This is a genomic window from Polaromonas sp., assembly GCF_016185115.1.
Classification (GTDB): Bacteria; Pseudomonadota; Gammaproteobacteria; order Burkholderiales; family Burkholderiaceae_C; genus Polaromonas.
Genome location: NZ_JACPOF010000017.1, coordinates 50,663 through 69,010, shown reverse-complemented (window position 1 = coordinate 69,010; position 18,348 = coordinate 50,663). Strand labels below are relative to the sequence as shown.

Sequence of the window (18,348 nt, the reverse complement as noted above, 5' to 3'; positions counted from 1 at the left end):
ACCATGAAGGTCCTTAATCTCCAGTGCGCCCACCAGCATTCGTTTGAAGGCTGGTTCGCGTCCGAAGATGACTTCCAGAGCCAGCTGACACGCGGCCTGGTCGAGTGCCCCATGTGTTCAGACAAGGCCGTGCAGAAGATGCCCAGCGCGCCACGCCTGAACCTCGGTGGTCATGCAGCGCCTGCTGCTGCGTCCAGCACTTCTTCTGAAGCGGCTCCTGGCGCGGCGGCATCAACGGCTGTCGCACCAGCCCAGGCAGACGCCAGCAACGTGATGAACCCCGCAGCCCAATCCGCCTTCCTCAAGGCCCTGCGCCAGGTCATGGCCAACACCGAAGACGTAGGCAACCGCTTCGCCGAAGAAGCCCGCCGCATGCACTACGGCGATACAGAAGCCCGCAACATTCGCGGCCAGGCCAGCATGAAAGAAACGGTCGAGTTGCTGGAGGAAGGCATAGAGGTCATGCCCCTGCCGCTACCCGCTGCGCTAAAGGAAACGCTGCAATAGCGTTTTGGGCCATCCATGGGATGACGTCATTTCGTGGGTGCGACCGTGCCAGAATGAAAAACCGGACCCAGTAAAGGTGGGTTTTCGGTGCTGAGGCTATAGTGCAAATACCGAATTCGCTCCCGAACCTGGTCCAAAAGGCGCACAGATTGCAATGGCGGGTTGCGAGGTTTCATGGCTTGTTTATAACTGTGTGAATAAACAGTATGTTTGCCGCAGAGCCAATGTGCAAGCGTGTTTCAGGAGGATGGGATGACCACGTTATATTGCAACCGCATTTTTATACCGCAGGCTTTGCGGCATACATTACGTTAGATTGCAGAAACGATATGCCTATGCCCAACACCATCCAAAGAAAGAGCTTTAGCATTGGCGCTCGTGTTTCCGTTACGCCTGGTGGGGGATGGAAGCAGTCCTTTATGGGCACCGTGTGCGATGGCCCTGAGTCAGTCGATACCCTCAAGGGTCCCGGGTATTTCTATTGGGTTGAGTTTGATGAACCGCAAGAAGATATCAACGGCCCAGACCGCTACCGCAAGGCTCAAATTCTGAGTTGCTATCTTGAGCATGCAATCTAACTGGTCGGCCAACACGGAGCCGCACCTGCACGAGGCGGCTTCGCCGCTGGGGCTGCGGTCCGGTTGCCTTCAACGTTAAAGGACTACCAATGAGCGCGACGCTTAGCACGCGGAAGCCGATCGACCAGCTTTCGGTTGACGACCTCACCGTGTTTCCTATCTGGGAGTTCGCAATGGATGAAGAAGATATTCCCGGCCAAGATGAGACGTGGGTTAGACCAGTTGCGGCGAAGGCTGTTCCCCTTGATGCATCCTCGCTCTCCGTCGCTGCGGAGTTTAGAGGGCCAAGGCAAACCTTCGAGGGCTTCCTGGTGCTATCTACTGACTCGGGCTGGAATGAGCCACACGGGGCTGTGCTGCTTCACGATGGTCGGTATCTACCCGTCTCCTTCGGCAACAAGGTCGCACGTAGTCGCTTCGCCAAATTGATGGACATTGAAGAAGACCGCATCTTTCCGCTGCAATACGTTCTTCGCGTCAGGGTGGATGGGGAACCCTCGTACAGGCAAGGAGTGCTCGAGTGACGCGCTTTAACATGCCAATCGACACGGACCCAAAACAGCAGAAGGCGGCTTCGCCGCAACTTGTTGTGGCCCGGTCATCTTCACGTTAAGGCGCAGAAAACATGCCTGTCGGTTTCCGATTTGTTTCATTCATTTTTGTCGCCGTGTCGGGAGCGACAATTGCACATGCCGATGTGTTGTCACCTAAAGGGTATGGCCCAATTCATTTTGGGATGCGCGTTGAAGCCGCCGAATCGACTCTAAAGCAACGAACCAAACAGAGGCACACAGGCGAAGGGTGCGAGTATGTGGAGTTCAGGAAGTACCCGAATTTGCGATTCATGGCCGAAGAAGGCATTCTTACGCGCGCGGACGCTGGTCGTGGAATCCGGAACAGCGCACGTGTTTCAGTCGGCGCCTCCTTGGCCAAAGTAAAGGCAATGCATCCCAAAGTCGAAGTTCGACCGCACAAATACGACGATGATGGCCATTACCTTATTCTTGACGCCGCTGGCGCGCGCGCGGCTCTCGTTTTTGAAGAGAGCGGTGGCAAGGTCACAGCAATTCGCGCCGGACTCAAGCCAGCAGTTGAATATGTTGAGGGTTGCGCGTGATGCTCTTCGCCTTAACATGCCGCTGCATCCGAGCGCCTTCGGCGTCGGCTGAGCGGCGGCGTTAAAGCGCACAGTAGCTATATATGGACGTCGCCACTTTCCCCTTGGTATGGAGATGGACTCAGCCATCGCATGCGGTGCTGCCGGTCGATGTTTTGCAAGCGCTGCAACCACTAACGACCACACAGATTGAGGCACTTGGCCATTCCACGACCAAGAGTTTTGGCTCGACGATGGTTCAGCATAGTGCGACAGGGAACGCGGATGAAACCAGCCGTTGGCTCGCAAGCCTGCCACTGAGGGGCGGTCGCGTCATCGCTGTTTGGAACAAGGACACTGCGCTGTCTCTGCCATGGCAGACCTTCGTCACATATTGGAACGACTTTTGCTACCCTTCGAGTGACGATGTGGACATCTTTATAGAAGGTGGGCCGCTTGCTTTGAAGTGGCGTCACGACGAGACTTTTGAGTATGACGTCGATGCGCTTTAACAAGTTGCTCATCGCGGACACGCAGCCCCAAATTGCCGCTTCGCGACGCGTGCTGCGCGCCGTACAGCGCCAACGTTAAGTCTGGGGGAACAGTCACCGTGCGAATTCGCGTTGTGTCATCTGAAGATGTGTACTGGTCCGAGATGGCCAGCTTGAAGGGGACACACGAGTTCTTCGCGGATCAGGGCGACGCGCACGGGGAGATTGACGGAAACCTCCAGGAAGCAATCGAGGGACTACTGGTTCCCCTTGTTGGACCTTGGGAGAGCTCAGATGTCTGGTTTCACAACCAGGATTTTTTCGGTGATGGGGTTCGTCAGCTCACGTTTCGTGCCGGTGAGTTCCCATGGCAAGTCGTCGTTCCGCTGCAAAACTTGTTGGTTGGGGAGGCCGCAAGGTTCTGCATCTTTGTGCACTTCGCTGACACTCTTGGTCTGAATGGGCAGTGGGTAGGGACGATGGGAATACTTGAGTATGAAGTGGTTGCAACACCTTACGTGGCTGAAATGCTTAATCAACATGTCCACGCTTAGACTTAACCTGTCAGTCAACACGGACCAACAACATCAAGAGGCGGCTCCGCCGCGAATGTTGTTGGCCAGGTCACTTTTACGTTAGAGCGTATGAAATACATCAGTCGGACGATCAATGTTGTTGCTGGCATTCTCCTGCTCGTTTTCGTGACAGGGGTCGCCTCATTCGCAATTGGCGGCAATCCACCACCCGGCCGGCTATCGATGACCGCATTCGTCACACTTGTGGCCGTGTGCACCCTCGCTCACTTTGTTGGTGCATTTATGGCCTGGCGTTCTGACAGCGGTCATCGAAATGCGTTCTCGGCCTATGGATTGGGTGCTGCATCTATCTCCACCTTTGTATGGTTGGTCATCTGCATTGGCGCGCTTGCCCTCGCCCTAACGGAAACGCAGTCAGTTCCTCTTTGGGTTTTGGCGGTTTTCGTCGTGGGAGCTCTCTCGTTGCCATGCGCTGGTGTTCTGAACTTTCTCAGCATCAAGCGGGCCGTATTCGGTGCAGCAGAGAATGCGCTCTAACTGGTCGGCCAACGCGGCCCCGAAACTGCAGGACGCGGCTTCGCCGCAAGTGTTGCGGTCCGGTTACCTTCAACGTTAGGTCGCGTGGGCGATGCCCCGCGGATCTGGCCCCGGCCAGCCCCGCCCTCAATGTGACATCAGCACCGGAAGTGTCATGGACTGCAGGATGGTGCGTGTGGCGCCGCCCCATACCCATTCACGGGCGCGGCTGTGGCCGTAGCAGCCCATGACGAGCAGGTCTGCGCCCAGATCCGCGGCCATGGACAAAAGATTGCCGCCTGCATCACCTTCTTCCGGCCCGCCGGGATGCAGCCTGGCCGTGACGCCCTGTGTCTTCAGGTAGGTCTGGAGTGACTGCAGCGGGACGTCTGCCGCATCGCCATAACAAACGACGTGCACCTGCTTTGCCTTTTTCAGCCAGGGGATGGCCGCAGAGACGGCGCGGGCGGCTTCGCGTGTCTCCTTCCAGGCCACCAGAACCGTTTGTCCGATGGGCGACGCTGCGCCGATAAATGGCAGTATCAGCGCGGGCCGTCCACTTTCAACCAGCAGGCTGGGCAGGAAGTCGGCGGGGAGTTCGTCGGCAGCGGCGTCCTCCGGATCACGCTGGCCCAGAATCATCAGGTCGGCATAAAGCGCCTGGTGGGCGAACCCCCATGGCGCATCAGCCAGGGGCTCTGCCCATACGAGGCGCGGCGATCCGCCGCTTGCGGACAGAAATGTTGCGCGAACCTTGTCGCGGAACTCCCTGTCAAGTTTGACCATGATGGCGACCGCCTGTGCTGCGCCTTCAATCGCGAAGGGGTAGCGCATCAGCGAGGGCAGGGTGCAGGGCATGCAGGTGACTTTGGCTTCCCATTCTTCAGCGAGCTGGCGTGCGACCCTGATGCGGTCAGCCGTGCGCGGGGAACTGTCGAGATGTACCAGGATGGATTGATGAGTCTGCATGGCGGCCCCTTTGAAGATGTAGATCGACACCTTACGCCGTGTGCAAAATCATGGTTTTGCGCCACATCAAACCCGCTTCAATCCGCAATCAGGGCTTGCCACGGGTCGCGCGCCGCGCTTACCCTCGAACACGCGCCGACCGTCCCGCCGACGCGGCCAAAAATTTTGAAACCGCCATGAATGTCACGGAGGGCGGAGCGGGGAGATCACCGTGTGCGACGATTAGGGCCTGTTAACAGGCCCTGGCGGTTTCGGAGTCCATGATGCAAAGCTTGGGGTTGAGTCATCTGCTGACGCTTCACGGCCTGACAGCTTTTTCAGGTCTGGTCATCTATGTCCTGGCTTCGCACGTCCGGGGGCAACGCCGCCATCCTTCTGCCGCCATTGCCTGGGTGGTTTCGCTGGCGCTGTTGCCCTACGTGGCGCTTCCCCTGTATTTTTTTCTGGGTAACCGAAAAGCGCTTCGCGCGCCTTTCTCGCCACCGGAAGTGCCGCTGCGTTTCGCGCCGGGTCTGGAGGCTGACTCGCTTGCGGCGAGGTTCCAGCACCTGGCGGCCGCGATGGCCCTGCCACCTGCCGACAGCTACGACGCGCTGCAGGTTCATCAGGATGGCCAGGAAGCGCTTGCCGCGCTCAGGCGCGTCATGGGCAGTGCGCAAACCTCGCTGGATGTCTCCACCTTTTTGCTTGGCCGCGACGTGCTGGGCGAGGAAGTGCAGCAACTGCTGATGGTGCGTGCGCAAGCCGGCGCCAGGGTGCGCCTGCTTGTCGATGGCGTTGGGGTGTATATGGGCGGCAGGCCGCATTTCGGGCGCCTGTCTGCTGCGGGTGTGCAGGTCTCTTTTTTTGTTTCCCCCCTGCGCTCGGCGCTGGTGGGCAGAACGAATATGCGCAATCACCGCAAGATGGTGATTGCCGATGGCCGGCGCGTCTGGTGCGGGGGGCGCAACCTGGCCGCCGAATATTTTGTCGGTGATCCGGCCCAAGGCGCCCGACATCCGCCCTGGACTGATCTCAGCTTTGACTTTCAGGGGCAACTCGCGTACCGTGCGCAGCAGCAGTTCGACATGGACTGGGCCTTTGCGACACAGACTGTTGCGTTGCCGTCTCGCCCGAAGACAGAGGAAGAAGGGCTTGCCGCCGGGAGCGCGGCAATGGCCCAGTTTGTTCCGGGCGGCCCTGATCAAAAAGACGATACGGTTTATTCCCTGCTGGTCGCCAGCTGCTTTAATGCCCGACGCCGCATTCTTGTGACAACGCCGTACTTCGTGCCGGGCACCACGCTGCTGATGGCCATGACGCTGGCCGCGCGTCGTGGTGTCTGCGTTGACCTGCTGATGCCGCAAAAATCCAACCATCTCCTGGCAGACGTCGCCCGGCATGCTGCGCTGCGGGACCTGGCCATGGCGGGTGGCCGTGTCTGGATGCTCCCCCGAATGATTCACGCCAAGGCCGTGGTGATCGACGGCGAACTGGCGATGGCGGGTTCTGCCAACCTGGACGGGCGCAGTCTTTTCCTCAACTATGAATTGATGGTCGCTTTTTTCAAACCGGATGACGTCCAGCGATTTACCCGCTGGATTGATGGGCATATCTCAAACGCCGCGCCGTACGCCCCTGTCAAACCAGGTTTTTGGGGTGAGCTGGGGGAGGGGCTGGTCAGGGGGCTCGCCTTCCAGCTTTGAGTGGAGGAATGGTGGATGCGGGCTGCTGCTGAAGTGCTGGCAGCCCCTTGCTGAATTGCCTCCCTATTTTTAACGTACACGTTAAAAAAACCTCAAAGTTAAGTTCCATATTAACTTTTAAGGCCTGAAGCATCGTTCGAGGTCTTTCAACACTCAAAAACAGCCAAAAAATGCCCATTTTCAGGCATAAAAACGGCTGCAGGCCAATAGATACGTACGTGAGCAGCTATCACAACCATAGTAAAAACGGCGCCCGAAAGCGCCGTTTTCTCTTAACCACCCCCCGTCGGGCGGCTCTGCCTGCAGTTCAGGGGTACAAACCACGCAGCTCGCGCGTGTGCAGTATGCGTTTGCAGGCGACGATGAAGGTTGCCGTGCGCAGGCTGACTTTCTGGTCTTGCGACACGGCCCAGACGGCTGCGAAGGCGTGCTTCATGATCTTCACCAGCCTGGCATTGATTTCGTCTTCGTCCCAGAAGAAGCTGGAGAAATCCTGCACCCATTCAAAGTAGCTGACCGTCACGCCGCCGGCGTTGGCGATCACGTCGGGCAGCACGAGGATGTTGCGCTCCTGCAGGATGTCGTCGGCCGCCGGGGTCGTCGGGCCGTTGGCACCTTCGATGATCATGCGGGCCTTGATGCGGCCTGCGTTGCTGGCGTTGATCTGCTGCTCAAGCGCTGCGGGTATGAGGATGTCGCACTCGACATCCCAGAAGCTGTCACTGGCAATCACTTCTGATTCGGGAAAGCCGCCGACGCTGCCGTTTTCTTCAACGTGCTTGAGGAGGGATGGCACATCCAGCCCGGCTTCGCGGTAGATGGTGCCGCCGTGGTCCTGTACGGCGACGATGCGCGCGCCGGCTTCTGCAAACAGCTTGCCGGCCACGCCGCCCACGTTGCCAAAGCCCTGCACGGCGATGCGCGAGCCGGAGATTTCAAGCCCGATGTGATTGGCGGCTTCAACACCGACGGTAAATACGCCGCGCCCCGTGGCTTCGCGCCGGCCCAGCGAGCCGCCCAAATCCACCGGCTTGCCGGTGACCACGCCAGTCGAGGTCGAGCCGGTGTTCATCGAATAGGTGTCCATCATCCACGCCATGATCTGGTCGTTGGTGTTGACGTCGGGTGCGGGGATGTCCTTGTTGGGGCCGATGATGATGCCGATCTCGCTGGTGTAGCGGCGCGTCATGCGCTCCAGCTCGCCGCGCGAGAGCTTCTTGGGGTCGACACGGATGCCCCCCTTGGCGCCGCCGTAGGGCACGTTGACGGCGGCGTTCTTCACCGACATCCACGCCGACAGCGCCATCACTTCAGACAGCGTCACGTCCTGGTGAAAACGCACGCCGCCCTTGCCGGGACCGCGCGAGACGTTGTGCTGTACGCGGTAGCCTTCAAAGTGGGCCACGGTGCCGTCGTCCATGTGGATGGGCACGTCAACAATCAGGATGCGCTTGGGGCGCTTGAGGGTTTCGGCCCAGCGCGCCAGGCTGCCCAGATGCGGGATGACGCGGTCAACCTGCTGCAGGTAGTTGCCCCAGGGGCCCAGGTTGTCTGCCTCAAGGTATGAGGGCAGGGGATGCGCGCTGTGGTCTACAGCGGCTGCGGCTGCCTGCGCGGTTGATGTGGCCTTGGACATGGGAAAACTCCTGTTGGGGGAATCGGTTGGAAGAGTCGATACCCGGAGCTTAGGAGTCCTGCCTGCAAATGTCCAAGGCTGGTCTGATTACTTTTCATGCAAAAAATGCATAACCGCCGTCCAGCTTGATGTGGCTGCCTCTTTTAGTCGAGCTTTGCACCCGAGCGGGTGACGATGTTCGCCCATTTTTCTTTTTCAGACAGGCAGAATTTTGCGAATTCTTCGGGTGTGCTGGCAACGATTTCAGACCCCGAATTACGCAGCTGCGCAGACATCTCGGGCGTGCGGAAGGTGCGGGCGATCTCTGCGGCAATGCGGTTGGCGATTTCTGGCGGCGTATTTTTCGGCGCCCAGATGCCGTACCAGTTGGCCAGCGTGTAGCCCGGCACACCGGATTCGGCAACCGTGGGCGCATCCGGCAACAGGCTGGACCGCTGCAGGCTGGTAACTGCCAGTGCACGCAGCTTGCCGCTGCGGATGTGCTGCAGCGATGAGGTCATGGAGTCAAACATCACCTGCACCTGGCCGCCCATGAGGTCGGTCAGCGCGGGCGCGGCCCCGCGGTAGGGGATGTGGACCATATAGGTGCCCGTCATCTGCTTGAAAAGCTCAGCTGCAAGATGCTGCGCGCCGCCGTTGCCGGAAGAGCCGAACGACAGCTTGCCGGGATTGGCCTTGGCGTAGGCGATCAGCTCCCTGACGTTTTTGACGGGTAGCTGCGGGTTGACCATGAGCACCAGCGGAACGGTGGTCAGTTGCGTGACGGGTGTGAAGTCGCGGATGACATCAAAGTTCATCTGCTTGAACATGGCCGGGTAGATGACATGCACAGACGCATTCACCAGCAGGGTCTCGCCATCGGGTTTGGCCTGGGCGACGGCGGCTGCGCCAATGAGGCTGCCGCCACCTGGCCTGTTTTCAACAAAGAAGGACTGGTTCAGTCCCTTGCCCAGCTCCGTTGCAGCCACGCGCGCAATGAGGTCGGCCGGGCCGCCCGCAGGGTGCGGAACGATCACGCGTACGGGGCTGGCAGGGTAGGGGCGGGCACCGGTCTGTGCGGCGGCTGGCAGCGCCACTGCAGCGGCGATCGCGGGGAGGGCCTGCAGGACTGCACGGCGGTTGGGAAGTGTGGTGTTTTCTGGATTGCGCATGTTGCCTCTTTTTTTCATGTGTGACGATGGTTGCCAGGGAGCTGGCACGCGAACGATTCTAGGCAGGCCTTGCCGTGAAGACTCCGGCCGCTCGCACTAGCTGTTATGTGTTTATTGCGTGGGCCTGGCCTGCGGGCCATGACCTCAGATCGTGAACTTCAGGTCGTGAACTGCAGCGCTGCCAGCCGCGCATACACACCGCCGCGCTGCACCAGCTCGGCGTGCGTGCCCTGTTCAACCAGCTTGCCGTGGTCCAGCACCACGATGCGGTCGGCCTGCTGCACGGTGGCCAGCCGGTGGGCGATGACCAGCGTGGTCCGGTTGCGCATGGCCGATTCGAGCGCGGCCTGCACCATGCGCTCGCTTTCGGCGTCGAGCGCGCTGGTGGCTTCGTCGAGCAGCAGCAGTGGCGAGTTCTTCAGCATCGCGCGCGCAATCGCGATGCGCTGGCGCTGCCCGCCCGACAGGCGCACGCCGCGCTCACCGAGGAAGGTGTCGTAGCCTTCGGGCAAAGCGCTGATGAAGTCGTGCGCAAACGCGGCTTTCGCAGCGGCTTTGGTTTCTTCTTCGGTCGCATCCGGCTTGCCGTAGCGGATGTTCTCCAGCGCGCTGGTTGAAAAGATGACGGCGTCCTGCGGCACGATGCCGACACGCTGGCGCAGGTCCTCGAGCGACATGTCGGCAGTGCGCACGCCATCGAGTTCTATGCGGCCAGAGGCCGGGTCGTAAAAGCGCAGCAGCAACTGGAACACCGTGCTTTTGCCGGCGCCGCTGGGGCCGACGATGGCGACGGTTTCACCGGGTGCCACGCTGAGCGAAAAATCGGTCAGGGCGGGTTGCAAGGGGCGCGACGGGTAATGAAAGTTGACGGCTTCAAACCTGACGGCGCTGCCCGCCTGCGTCACAGCTGCAGGGACCGGGTTGGCAGGTGAGGTCACGGGCGAACGCGATTCAAGCAATTCCATCAGGCGTTCGGTCGCGCCCGCCGCGCGCAGCAGGTCGCCATACACCTCACCCAACACGGCTGCCGCGCTGGCGAGAATGATCACGTAGACAACAGTCTGGCCCAAGTGGCCGGCGCTGATGTCGCCGCGCATGACGGCCTGCGTGCCCTGGTACAGGCCCCACAGCAGCGCTGCCGACGTCGCGATGATGATGAAGGCCACGAGCACCGAGCGCGCCTTTGTGCGCCGCACTGCGACGTTGAAGGCATTGGTGGTCGAGACATTGAAGCGCGCTGCCTCGCGGAGTTCTGCGGTGTAGCTTTGCACCACCGGGATGGCGTTGAGTACCTCGGCTGCGATGGCACTTGAATCGGCCACGCGATCCTGGCTGGCGCGCGAGAGCTTGCGCACGCGGCGTCCAAACCAGACGGAGGGCGCGACGATAAGCACCAGCACGCCCAGCACCTGAAACATCAAATAGGGGTTGGTATAGATCAGCATGACCAGTGCACCCACGCCCATCACGCCGTTGCGCAGGCCCATGCTCAGTGATGAACCGACGACGGTTTGTACCAGCGTGGTGTCGCCGGTCAGGCGGCTCAGCACCTCGCCGGTCTGTGTGGTTTCAAAAAACTCGGGGCTTTGCTGCACGACGTGCGAATAGACCGCATTGCGCAAATCGGCCGTCACGCGTTCGCCCAGCCAGCTCACCATGTAAAAGCGCCCGGCTGAAAACAGGCCCAGCGCGGCAGCGACGGCAAACAGTTCAAAAAAGTGGCTGCGCAGGGCGACCAGTTGTTCGCCCTTGCCCGCGGCAGTCATGCTGCCATTGACCAGCCCCCCATCAATCAGGCTGCGCAGCGCCAGCGGAAACACCAGCGTCGCAATCGCAGCCATCACCAGGAAAAAGCCCGCCAGCGCAATCCGCCCCCAGTAAGGGCGCAGGAAGGGCACCAGGCCTGAAAGTGAGCGCGGAGAGCCCTTGGGCGCGTCTGATGGGATAGGGGAGGTGGCCATCGGGCAAGTTTAGCGCCAAAGTTTGCCCATACAAAGACCGCCTTGACAATATTTGCTTAGGCATGTATTATTTGCTCATGGCTTCAAAAACCGTTCCACAAAATCCGCAAACCGGAAGCAATCCCCTCATTGATGGCCTGACATGCCCGATGGTGGAGTTTTATCGTGCCAAAGGCTACAACCCGGATGAAAGCGTCGCGTATCTGATGCGGCGCATCATTTCGGTAGCCAGCCAGCAGATCGAGCGCGAGCTTGAACCCACGGGCCTGACCAATGCGCAATGGGTGCCCCTGCTCAAGCTCTATATGGGAACCGCTTCCACGGTGGCCGAGCTTGCCCGGTCTTGTGAACTGGACGCAGGGTCCATGACCCGCCTGCTGGACCGGCTTGAAGCCAAGCAACTCTGCCGCCGCGTGCGTTCGTCAGAAGACCGCCGCGTGGTGAACCTTGAACTGACCGACGCCGGCCGCACTGCAGCCCAGGGCATCCCCGGGATTCTTTGCCGCGTGCAGAACGCGCATCTCTCCGGTTTTTCTGCTGAAGAGTGGCAGGTGCTCAAGGGCTTTCTGCGCCGCATTCCATCGTCTGCCGAAAATGAACAACAAGCCTGAAATCGCGTCATGTGACGCCTGTATCGCACAGCCTGAAAGCACGGCCCGCCTGAACAGCGACCTGCCTGTGTGGCACGCGTCTTTCCGCATGGCCATGGTGGCGGCTGCCAGTGTGCTCGCCGCAGGCGTGATAGCCACGGGGCTCACTGGCTGCGCCGACATGTCTGGCATTGCGCCAACGGCTTCCCTGCGCGATGCGGCGTCTGTCGGTTTGCAGGCGCCAGCGTCTTCTGCCTTGCCTGTGGCATCAACACCAGGCGCAGAGTGGTGGAAGGATTTTGGTGACGAGCAGCTCAACCGCCTTGTCGCCCAGGCGCTGTCAAGCAGTCCCAACCTGAAGATCGCCCAGGCGCGACTGGCGCGCGCGCAGGCCGTGATTGAAGTGGCCGATGCCGCAACCCTGCCGCAAATCAATGCGCAGCTTGATGCGACGCGGCAGCTCTATACAAAAAACGGCCTTGTGCCTGCGCCGCTGGCTGGCACCGTCAAGGAAACCGGCACGGCCCAGCTCAACGCAAGCTGGGAACTCGACTTCTTCGGCAAGAACCGCGCTGCACTTGATGCAGCCCTTGGCAGCATGCACGCCGCTGAAGCAGATGCAGAAGCCGCACGCATACTGCTGGCCAGCAATGTGGCGCGCACATACTTTCAGCTCGCCCGCCTCAACGAGCAGGCCGAAGTTGCCAAACGCACGCTGGCGCAACGCGGTGAGACCCTCAAGCTGGTGCAGGACCGCGTGACCGCCGGCCTGGACACGCGGCTTGAACTGCGCCAGAGCGAAGGCGGGCTGCCGGAAGCGCGCCTTCAGCTTGAATCGTTGCAGGAGCAGATGGCCCTCACGCGCAACGCACTGGGTGCGCTGGTCGGCCAGCCCGATGTGGCGCTGAATACCGTTCCGCCACAGCTCTCGGCGATTAGAAATGTCGCCGCTGCAACCGCCATTCCGGCAGACCTGCTGGGCCGCCGCGCCGACATCACAGCTGCACGCTGGCGCGTCGAGGCATCCGTCAAGGATGTGGCCAATGCCAAAACGCAGTTCTACCCCAACATCAACCTCGTCGCATTCGCCGGCTTTTCAAGCATTGGCCTGAACCGCCTGTTTGAATCGGGCAGCCAGCAGTGGGGCGTCGGCCCCGCGCTTCGCCTGCCGATTTTTGATGCAGGCCGCCTGCGCGCGAACCTGCGCGGCAAAACGGCTGACCTTGATGCAGCGGTTGAAAGCTATAACGCCGCCGTGCTTGACGCCGTGCGTGATGTGGCCGACCAGGTGGCTTCATCTCAGGCGATTGCGCGCCAGCAGGCAGAGCAGCGCGCTGCGCAGCAGGCAACGGAAGGCGCCTACGACATCGCGTTGCAACGCTACAAGGCGGGGCTGGGCAACTACCTGAATGTGCTGACGGCCGAAACCAATGTACTGGCGCAACGCCGTGGCGCGGTAGACCTTTCTGCCCGGGCAATCGACACGCAAGTCGCACTCATTCGCGCACTGGGCGGTGGTTACGTGCCAGCGCAGGGCTTGCCGCAAACCGTCGCCGCCTCCCGATAAAAAGCCAGAGACAAAAGTACAGAGACACATTCGTCCTTCCTGAACCAGTCAACGCCAGAAGTCAAACATCATGAACGCACCTCAAGCAGCCACCAACACGCCCGGCCCGGTCAAGGGCAACCCCACCCGCAAAAAAGCCCTCACTGCACTGGCTGCAGTGGTGGTCGTTTGCGGCCTGGGCTGGAGCGTGTACGAATACCTCGTCGCCAGCCATTACGAATCCACCGACAACGCCTATGTGCAGGGCAACGTGATCCAGATCACGCCGCAAATTGGTGGCACGGTGCTGGCCATCATGGCGGACGACACCGATTTTGTGAAAGCCGGCCAGCCGCTGGTCCAGCTTGACCCGGCGGATGCCAAAGTGGCGCTAGACCAGGCCGAAGCGGCATTGGCGCAGGCCGTGCGCCAGGCGCGCACGCTGTATGCCAACAACGGCACGCTGTCTGCGCAGATCATGCTGCGCGACGCTGATGTGGCCAAGGCCCAGAGCGAGATCGCCCGGGCGAACGACGATCTCAACCGCCGCCAGTCGCTGACCGGCAACGGTGCGGTGTCGCGCGAAGAACTGGGCCATGCAGAGACTCAACTTGCCAACGCAAAAAGCGCGCTGGCTGCGGCCCAGGCCGGTGTGGTCGCCGCGCGTGAGCAGCTTGCCAGCAACCAGGCCCTGACCGAAGGCACCAGCGTAGAGCAGCACCCCAGCGTGCTGATGGCAGCCGCCAAAGTTCGTGAAGCCTTTCTGGCCACACAACGTGCAGCACTGCCTGCGCCTGTTGATGGTTATGTCGCCAAACGCACAGTGCAGCTCGGCCAGCGCGTGGCGGCCGGCACACCCATGATGTCCATCATCCCGCTCAAGCAGGTCTGGGTGGATGCCAACTTCAAGGAAGTGCAGCTGCGCAATATCCGCATCGGCCAGCCTGTCACGCTGATGGCTGACGTGTACGGCAAAAAGGTTGAGTACAAGGGCAAGGTTGCAGGCCTGGGCGCTGGTACCGGCGCAGCGTTCTCGCTGCTGCCTGCACAAAACGCCACCGGCAACTGGATCAAGGTGGTGCAGCGCGTGCCGGTGCGCATCGCGCTGGACCCGAAAGAAATCGAAGCCAATCCGCTGCGTGTGGGTCTGTCCATGGACGCAGAAGTGGATGTGCGCAACAAGGACGGCAAGACGCTGGCCGACGCACCGCGCCCTGCTGCGCAGGCTGAAGTGCATGCTTACGGCGTGCCGGGTGATGCAGCCGACCAGGATGTCAAACGTGTGATTGCCGCGAACATGGGCAAATCCGTCGTGGCAGCCAACGCCGGGAAAGCCAGTGCCGCGAAAGTGGACGCCAGTTCAAACCTGGCAAAAGCTGCCGTGGTGTCCAAACCCGTCCTGGTGACCTCGACGTTCTAAACCCCGGGTTACTGATTTCTTCAACGGCATTTTTCGGCATCTTCCCGGGCTTTCATGGCTACTGAAACTCTTACTGATACGGCTGGCGTAGCGCCTGCACCAGTGGCCGAAAGGCCCTACGAGCACATCGAGCTGCCGCCGCTGACGGGCTCGGCCCGCATGTGGGGCACGCTGGCCCTGTCGGCTGCAACCTTCATGAACGTGCTCGACACCTCGATTGCGAATGTGTCGCTGCCTGCGATTGCGGGGGACCTTGGCGTCAGCCCCAACCAGGGCACCTGGGTCATCACCAGTTTTGGTGTGGCCAATGCCATATCGGTGCCGCTGACCGGCTGGCTGTCGCAGCGCTTCGGTCAGGTGCGCCTGTTCATGATCAGCGTGATTTTGTTTGTCATCAGCTCCTGGCTGTGCGGCCTGGCGCCCAACATGACGACGCTGATCATCTTCCGCATCATGCAGGGCCTGGCTGCCGGCCCGCTGATCCCGCTCTCGCAAACGCTGCTGCTGTCGAGTTACCCCAAGGCACTGGCGGGGCTGGCGATGGCGCTGTGGTCCATGACGACGCTGGTGGCGCCCGTGCTTGGACCTCTGCTGGGCGGCTGGATCACCGACAACATTTCATGGCCGTGGATTTTCTACATCAACATACCGGTCGGCTTTGCCGCAGCCTTCATGATATGGAAGATTTACCACAAGCGCGAAAGCCAGATACGCAAGCTGCCGATCGACTCGGTGGGGCTGGCGCTACTTGTGCTGTGGATTGGGGCGCTGCAGATCATGCTCGACAAGGGGCAGGAGCTGGACTGGTTCCACTCCGGCGAAGTGATCGCGCTGGGCATCGTCGCATTGGTGGGACTGATTGCGTTTGTGATCTGGGAACTGACTGAAGAACATCCCGTCGTCGATCTGCGCCTCTTCAAACGGCGCAACTTCTGGGCCGGTGCACTGGCGCTGTCGGTTGGGTATGGCCTCTTCTTCGGCAACGTGGTGGTGCTGCCGCTCTGGCTGCAGCAGTTCATGGGCTACACCGCCACGCAGGCCGGCATGATCATGGCGCCGGTCGGTTTGATGGCGCTGGTGTTCTCGCCCATCGTTGGCAAGAACATCGGCAGGGTTGATCCGCGCAGGATGGCGACCTTTGCCTTTTTGACCTTCGCGCTGGTGCTGTGGATGCGTTCCCACTTCAACACCCAGGCCGACTTCTGGACCATCATGATCCCCACCATCATCCAGGGTGTGGCCATGGCGTTCTTCTTCATTCCGCTGGTCACGCTGACGCTGTCTGGCATTTCGCCCGACAAGATTCCGGCGGCCTCGGGTTTGTCGAACTTTGCGCGCATCACGGCCGGTTCGTTCGGCACCTCGATTGCCACCACCGTCTGGCAGGACCGCGCCGCCATGCACCATGCGCATATCACCGACAGCGTCAACACCGGCAGCCAGGCGGCGAACAGTGCGATGGCCGGTCTGGGCAGCGCCGGGCTCACGCCCGACCAGGCGCTGGGCACCATCAACCGGCTGGTGGACCAGCAGGCTTACATGCTTGCTGCATCCGATGTGTTTTATGTGTCGGCGCTCATCTTCCTGGCGCTGATACCGCTGGTTTATCTTGCACGCCCGGCCAAACCTGGTGCCGGCGGAGCGAGCAGCGCGGATGCTGCGGCAGGGGCGCATTGACCACGTTGTTGCTGTGAGTCAACGGGCGTCGCCATGGCGCCAAAATTGTGAGACAGTAGGGCCATGGCATTAAATCTGGACGTTCCTTCACCGCTGCAGTACTTCGCCAGCCTGGTCCAGAGCGACGAACACTTTCCGCTGCTTGAAGCCGCCATCAGCCTCGCGCAGGACGAATACCCCGACCTCGACGTGCAGCAGGTGCTGGGCGATGTGGACCAGTTGATGGCGCGCATCAAGCGCCGCCTGCCGGCCGATGCCTCGGCCCTGCAAAAACTCCGCCTGCTGAACCAGTTCTTCTTTCACGACCTGAATTTCGGCGGCAACATCAATGACTATTACGACCCGGACAACAGCTACCTGAACGCCATGTTGAAAACCCGGCGCGGGATTCCCATCACGCTGGCGGTGTTGTGGCTGGAACTGGCAGGAGGGTTGGGTTTGAATGCGCGCGGTGTGGCTTTCCCCGGGCATTTCATGGTCAAGGTCAATCTGCCCAAGGGCCAGGTGGTGATAGACCCGTTTACCGGCCAGTCATTGAGCCGCGAAGAGTTGTCAGAACGTCTTGAGCCTTTCAGGCAGAAAAGCCGGCTTGATGAAGAGTTTGAAATGCCTATCGGCCTGTACCTGCAGTCGGCCCCGCCACGCGAGATCATCAGCCGCATGCTGCGCAACCTGAAGGAAATCCACAAGACGCAGGAAGACTGGCAACGGTTGATCGCGGTGGAAGACCGCCTCATCGTTCTTCAGCCCGACGCATGGCCCGAGTACCGCGACCGCGGCCTGGCCTGGGCTGTTCAGGGGCATGCCGAAAGGGCGGTGTCTGATCTTGAGAAGTATCTTGAACAGGCCGAAGACGCGCAGGACCTGGATTCAGTCGCCAAACGGCTGGAGCAACTGCGCCGCGAAACGAGCTAGTTTTGACCGCTCCGGAGTGGCGTACGCTTGAGGAATTGCGGAATCTGCAGCCCATCCTGCGAATTGACATTGCGCGTCATGGCCGGTTTGCCGCTGGCCAGCACCGGTGAGCTGCCGACGCGGCCGCTGCCGTGTACGGACAAACGCCCGCCGTGAACCAGCGACTCCTGCGCCGGTACAAGACTGTTGGGCAAAGAGCTTTTTACCGCCGGTGCGGCTACTGCCTGATGCCCGCCTGATGCAGCAGGGGCGCCAGGCCTGAGCCTGCTGGCAGTCGCAGAGGCGGCGTTGACTGCAAGCCCCGTCAGCGAATGGCGGACGGACTGCTCGACGGGTCTGTGGGCTGGTGATATGAGGGGCGCTGAAGCTACCACGGCGTCATTGGCTGCCTGCTGCGGGTAGAGCACCTGCTCCAGCCATTCGAGAATCGGCTCCCACTGCTGAAGATCGGTGGCGGCCACCTGACTTGGCAGGTCAAAAATTGTCATGCCGCGTTCGAGGCTTTTGACATAGAGCTGGGTTTCACGCAAGGCACCCAGAAAGGGCACGCCCAGGTTTTCAGACCAGTCCCTGAGCGTCTGCGAGGCGTTGGTGCGTCCATCAATGCGCATGCCTATGGTGACCAGCTTGCAGCGGCCGCTGGCGACACGCGGCATGGCCATCAGTTCGGCATGGCATGCGGCGGCGGATTCGCGGTCAAACATGGAGTTGCAAACCGGCATGACGATGGCGTCGGCAAACATCACGACCCGGGCAAGCTCGAAACCATGCATGCCGCCCGGTGTATCGAGCACGACATGGGTGATGCCGGTGGGCACGCGCAGCATGTTTTTCTGGTCAACCGCCCAGGGGGCAATGGCGGGAAGGGATGCATCGCGGCGCTTGAGCCAGTTGCGCGCAGACTGCTGGCGGTCTACGTCGCCCAGCATGACGGAACTGCCATGGCGCGAGCACCAGGCCGCGATATGTGCGGCGAGGGTACTTTTACCGCTACCGCCCTTGCGGTTGACGACTGCGATGACTGGCATGGCTGTTCCGTGAGCGAATCGGAGGCACAGTTTGATACAACTGGGC

General features: G+C 60.8%; 18 protein-coding genes and 1 pseudogene. 13 read left to right on the top strand and 6 right to left on the bottom strand.

Translation table 11 applies throughout. The annotated features are described in order from the left end of the window. Window positions 1-3: 3 nt before the first annotated feature. A complete protein-coding gene (locus HYX42_RS10455; protein ID WP_293402621.1) occupies window positions 4-507 on the top strand; it encodes a DUF1178 family protein in 504 nt (167 codons plus the stop codon). Between the two features lie 52 nt (window positions 508-559). On the opposite strand, the pseudogene HYX42_RS10450 reads toward HYX42_RS10455, so the two are convergent. Beyond that, window positions 560-683, bottom strand: a pseudogene (locus tag HYX42_RS10450) (integrase); the annotation flags it as partial. A gap of 159 nt (window positions 684-842) precedes the next feature. Between HYX42_RS10450 and HYX42_RS10445 the strand changes: the two are divergent. The 6 genes from HYX42_RS10445 to HYX42_RS10420 all read left to right on the top strand — a co-directional run bounded on the left by HYX42_RS10445 (window position 843) and on the right by HYX42_RS10420 (window position 3,745). After that, window positions 843-1,085: a hypothetical protein gene (locus HYX42_RS10445; protein WP_293402619.1), complete on the top strand. Its 243-nt coding sequence runs from the start codon at window positions 843-845 to the stop codon at window positions 1,083-1,085. 89 nt (window positions 1,086-1,174) lie between these two features. Next, the gene (locus tag HYX42_RS10440; RefSeq protein WP_293402617.1) at window positions 1,175-1,609 is read left to right on the top strand and encodes a hypothetical protein; all 435 of its coding nucleotides are present in this window, start codon (window positions 1,175-1,177) and stop codon (window positions 1,607-1,609) included. Window positions 1,610-1,710: 101 nt separating this feature from the next. Next, complete coding sequence (locus tag HYX42_RS10435) at window positions 1,711-2,202, top strand: hypothetical protein (protein WP_293402615.1); 492 nt, start codon at window positions 1,711-1,713, stop codon at window positions 2,200-2,202. An 83-nt stretch (window positions 2,203-2,285) separates the two neighbouring features. Further along, window positions 2,286-2,693, top strand: a complete 408-nt coding sequence (locus HYX42_RS10430; protein WP_293402613.1) for a hypothetical protein — start codon at window positions 2,286-2,288, stop codon at window positions 2,691-2,693. A gap of 113 nt (window positions 2,694-2,806) precedes the next feature. Beyond that, entirely contained in the window at window positions 2,807-3,226 is a 420-nt protein-coding gene (locus tag HYX42_RS10425; protein WP_293402611.1) for a hypothetical protein, read from the top strand. Between the two features lie 90 nt (window positions 3,227-3,316). Beyond that, window positions 3,317-3,745: a hypothetical protein gene (locus tag HYX42_RS10420; RefSeq protein WP_293402609.1), complete on the top strand. Its 429-nt coding sequence runs from the start codon at window positions 3,317-3,319 to the stop codon at window positions 3,743-3,745. Between the two features lie 126 nt (window positions 3,746-3,871). Here HYX42_RS10420 and HYX42_RS10415 read toward each other — a convergent pair whose 3' ends face one another. Continuing rightward, on the bottom strand, window positions 3,872-4,693 hold the full coding sequence (locus tag HYX42_RS10415) for a universal stress protein (protein ID WP_293402607.1): 822 nt from the start codon (window positions 4,691-4,693) through the stop codon (window positions 3,872-3,874). Window positions 4,694-4,956: 263 nt separating this feature from the next. On the opposite strand from HYX42_RS10415, the gene HYX42_RS10410 reads away from it, so the two are divergent. After that, entirely contained in the window at window positions 4,957-6,378 is a 1,422-nt protein-coding gene (locus HYX42_RS10410; protein WP_293402605.1) for a phospholipase D-like domain-containing protein, read from the top strand. Window positions 6,379-6,685: 307 nt separating this feature from the next. On the opposite strand, the gene HYX42_RS10405 is transcribed toward HYX42_RS10410, so the two are convergent. The 3 genes from HYX42_RS10405 to HYX42_RS10395 form a co-directional block, all read right to left on the bottom strand. Further along, window positions 6,686-8,014, bottom strand: a complete 1,329-nt coding sequence (locus HYX42_RS10405; RefSeq protein WP_293402603.1) for a Glu/Leu/Phe/Val dehydrogenase — start codon at window positions 8,012-8,014, stop codon at window positions 6,686-6,688. A gap of 143 nt (window positions 8,015-8,157) precedes the next feature. Beyond that, window positions 8,158-9,165 carry a tripartite tricarboxylate transporter substrate binding protein gene (locus tag HYX42_RS10400; protein WP_293402601.1) on the bottom strand — a complete coding sequence of 336 codons (1,008 nt, stop codon included), beginning with the start codon at window positions 9,163-9,165 and terminating at the stop codon, window positions 8,158-8,160. A 158-nt stretch (window positions 9,166-9,323) separates the two neighbouring features. Next, complete coding sequence (locus tag HYX42_RS10395) at window positions 9,324-11,126, bottom strand: ABC transporter transmembrane domain-containing protein (protein WP_293402599.1); 1,803 nt, start codon at window positions 11,124-11,126, stop codon at window positions 9,324-9,326. A gap of 77 nt (window positions 11,127-11,203) precedes the next feature. On the opposite strand from HYX42_RS10395, the gene HYX42_RS10390 reads away from it, so the two are divergent. The 5 genes from HYX42_RS10390 (at window position 11,204) to HYX42_RS10370 (ending at window position 17,274) form a co-directional block, all read left to right on the top strand. Beyond that, window positions 11,204-11,737, top strand: coding sequence for a MarR family transcriptional regulator (locus HYX42_RS10390; RefSeq protein ID WP_293402597.1), 534 nt, complete (start codon window positions 11,204-11,206; stop codon window positions 11,735-11,737). An 88-nt stretch (window positions 11,738-11,825) separates the two neighbouring features. Further along, window positions 11,826-13,283 carry an efflux transporter outer membrane subunit gene (locus tag HYX42_RS10385; protein WP_293403473.1) on the top strand — a complete coding sequence of 486 codons (1,458 nt, stop codon included), beginning with the start codon at window positions 11,826-11,828 and terminating at the stop codon, window positions 13,281-13,283. 70 nt (window positions 13,284-13,353) lie between these two features. After that, window positions 13,354-14,682 carry an HlyD family efflux transporter periplasmic adaptor subunit gene (locus HYX42_RS10380; protein ID WP_293402595.1) on the top strand — a complete coding sequence of 443 codons (1,329 nt, stop codon included), beginning with the start codon at window positions 13,354-13,356 and terminating at the stop codon, window positions 14,680-14,682. 159 nt (window positions 14,683-14,841) lie between these two features. Beyond that, window positions 14,842-16,359, top strand: a complete 1,518-nt coding sequence (locus HYX42_RS10375; RefSeq protein WP_293403471.1) for a DHA2 family efflux MFS transporter permease subunit — start codon at window positions 14,842-14,844, stop codon at window positions 16,357-16,359. A 63-nt stretch (window positions 16,360-16,422) separates the two neighbouring features. Next, on the top strand, window positions 16,423-17,274 hold the full coding sequence (locus HYX42_RS10370) for a tetratricopeptide repeat protein (protein WP_293402593.1): 852 nt from the start codon (window positions 16,423-16,425) through the stop codon (window positions 17,272-17,274). On the opposite strand, the gene HYX42_RS10365 is transcribed toward HYX42_RS10370, so the two are convergent. Continuing rightward, window positions 17,271-18,302, bottom strand: coding sequence for a ParA family protein (locus HYX42_RS10365; RefSeq protein ID WP_293402591.1), 1,032 nt, complete (start codon window positions 18,300-18,302; stop codon window positions 17,271-17,273). The genes HYX42_RS10370 and HYX42_RS10365 overlap by 4 nt on opposite strands. Window positions 18,303-18,348 lie beyond the last annotated feature (46 nt).